This window comes from Proteus sp. TSJ240517, assembly GCF_047921575.1.
Classification (GTDB): domain Bacteria; phylum Pseudomonadota; class Gammaproteobacteria; order Enterobacterales; family Enterobacteriaceae; genus Proteus.
The window spans coordinates 1-1,512 of sequence record NZ_JBLRMH010000027.1 but is presented as its reverse complement, the minus strand read 5'-3'; the positions used below and the strand labels follow the sequence as shown (position 1 = coordinate 1,512).

Genomic DNA, 1,512 nt, shown 5'->3' with positions numbered 1-1,512 from the left:
ACCATTACTTTGAAAGTCTTGTAACATCATCGCGTGAGCTTTCTGTGCGCCGGCTTCTGTCCCTTGTTGTGCGGCATCCTTCATTGCCTGCGCAAGTACAGCGTCACCATTTCCCGTCACCGTAATATGATTAACGACCGTCATTTGTACACCACTCGCACGGGCTAACGTCGGTTGCGGTGTAACGGGTATTCGCCCTGCGACCGCCCCCACAAAGCCACCTGAAGCATAACCTTGCGCCGCATGCATTAAGCGATAGAGATTACCTACACCTAATCTAGCCGTCGCTTCTTTGGTAAAAACAAACTCACCACCATGCACAATCCCTTTAGGCTCAAATTTCCCGCCATGCCCCGTATAACCACCGTAAGCATGCCCTTTGCTCATCCATCCCATATCAAAGCCCATTGCCTGCCCGCCTGCTTCTATGGCTTTGAAAATCAGCATTTTCATCACCATCCGAGTGATATCGGAGATCACCGCATTGGCAAAATCTTTAAAGCTTCCTTTCCCCGTTAAAGCAAAATCGGCCAATGCATCAGACATATTATTAAGGGCATTGGTGGTGACGTTTCTGACGTTTTCCATCACATCCATAGCCGACTCACTGAAATCCGATAAGCCTTGTTTTAATCCCGCCATCGGATCACCTTTCATGGCCTCTCGTTTCCTCAGCTCTGCCTCAATTTGCTGTTTAGTGAGCTCGACATTGCGTTGTAAGTTCGCCAGCTCTTTTTCGCCTAAATCCACACTGGCTTGCTGATACAGCACATCAATCTGACGAAGGGCATTAAGCTTCTCTTGCTCTGCGCGCGATTTTCCGATCAAGGTGGTTTCAAATTGCATCTGCTCAATTTCTTTACCGCGATCATAAGCAAATTGCGCAACCGAGTTGGCACGCGCCAGATCATCAATGGCTTTCGCTTTTTCTTTTATCGTCTCAATGGCGTTGGGATCGATTTTTAAGATGGCATCAAACTTGTCTTTATTCTGTTTGATATCGGCTAATGCGGATGTGTACTCATTAAAGGAAGAGGTAGTGCCATACAGCTGAATACTTTGTCCATCCGCAATCAGTGAGGCTTGTTTTTCCTCTAATTCCGTTAAGATTTTGGTGTATTGCTTCGCATAATCAATGGTGGATTTATGACTGGGCTTATACGTCCGTTTGGCTTGCAGTGCCAGTTGTGCCTCAATTTCCGCTTGTAAGGCCTTATCGTAGCCTTGCATATCTGGCGTAATTTTGCGTGAAACCAATACATCTTCTGCATTTAATTTCGCTAATGCCTTCCCTGTGGCTTGCGCTTTTGCCACTGAACGTTGCGATTTTTCAATCGATTCATCAATCTGTTTAGCAATCGCCGTGACGGCATTCACTTGGCTATTTGTCGCCTGAAGCGTGATATCAATGAGTGATTCATATTCAATGCCTAAACTCTTTAAACTCGCCTTAAGTGAATTGATAACGGCATCAACATTTTGTAACTCAGTGGCATAGCGTTTATATTCAGG

Annotated in this window: 1 protein-coding gene; it reads right to left on the bottom strand. The window is 45.8% G+C overall.

Annotated features, from left to right (window positions below; translation table 11 throughout):
* A partial coding sequence (locus ACNARN_RS18595) for a phage tail tape measure protein (RefSeq protein WP_416304817.1) occupies positions 1 to 1,512 on the bottom strand: 1,512 nt, incomplete at both ends.